General features: G+C 69.1%; 1 protein-coding gene. It reads right to left on the bottom strand.

Features of this window, described 5'->3' with window-relative positions:
• Positions 1 to 1,126, bottom strand: a 1,126-nt coding sequence (locus ACFW2E_RS47500) for a methyltransferase (protein WP_384478547.1), incomplete at both ends; no start/stop codon positions are given.

The following is a 1,126-nucleotide window of genomic DNA, read 5'->3' as shown; positions in this document are numbered from 1 at the left end:
AACCACACCGTCGCGGGCACATACCCCACCCGTTCGCGCAACGGCCGCAGCAGCTCCATGGAGATCAGCGAATCGATTCCCATGTCCCGGAACGGACGGTCCAGCTCCACCTCCGCCACATCCAGCCGCATCGTCTCCGCGATCACCTCGCGGACGAACAGCTCCACCTGTCCCCGCACATCAGGTGCCCCAGCGGACTCGGCGGCCGAGGAGGACTCGGCGGACCGGGCGGTCGCGTCGGCCGCACCGGCCAGCGCGACCAGCACCTGCTGTCCCTCGCCCCCGTGGGTCCGCACGGCGCCGAAGCCGGCCTCGCCCATGAGCAGTTGCCACTGGTCACTGCTGAGCAGGGGGCTGTGTTCGATGCGGTACGGGTCGTTGCTGAGCCACCAGCCGTCGGTGAGGCCGAAGGTGAGCGTGGCGTAGTCCTGCCGGGTGGTGATCTCGTTGAGGACGAGGATTCCGCCCTCCCGCAACACCTTGCGCACGTTGCGGAGGGTGCCGGGGACGTTCGACGTCGCGTGCAGCACGTTGGTGGCCACGACGACGTCGAAGGCCCCCGTGTACTCCTCGGGCGGGCTCTCGATGTTGCAGATCTCGTAGGAGAGGTACGGGTAGTCGTCGCCGAAGGCATCCCGGGCCTTGTGCAGGAACGCGTACGAGAGGTCGGTGAAGTGGTAGCTCACGTCGCTCGGGTCGAGGAGCGGCAGCACGAACTTGGTGGTACTGCCGGTGCCGGCCCCGATCTCCAGTACGCGCAGCGGGCGGCCCGCCGTGCGGCGCTGGTAGTTGGTCACCACCTGCGCGCAGATCCGGTTGAAGTAGTCGGCGATGGGATTGCTCTGGTAGACCGGCGCGACGAGGTCGAAGGAGCCGTCGGGGAAGAGCACCTCCACCGCGTCGGTGGCGCCGCTCAGGACGTCGGGCAGGTGGTCGAGGCACCGGTCGAGCAGCGTGATGTGTCCCGTCAGCTCCGGGTAGTCCCGAAGGAGTCCGGCCCGGGGCTCGGACTGCGCGGACGGCATCGCGCCGATGGCGTCCGTCAGGAGAGCGTACTTGTCGATCGCCGTCGCCGGCAGCGGAACCTGCCGCAGCCGCCACCGGGTGTACGCCTCCAGCCGCTCGG

It is taken from the genome of Streptomyces sp. NPDC058964, assembly GCF_042741275.1.
Lineage (GTDB): Bacteria > Actinomycetota > Actinomycetes > Streptomycetales > Streptomycetaceae > Streptomyces.
Note: the sequence above shows the minus strand (reverse complement) of the source record. Positions and strands in the feature narration are given on the sequence as shown.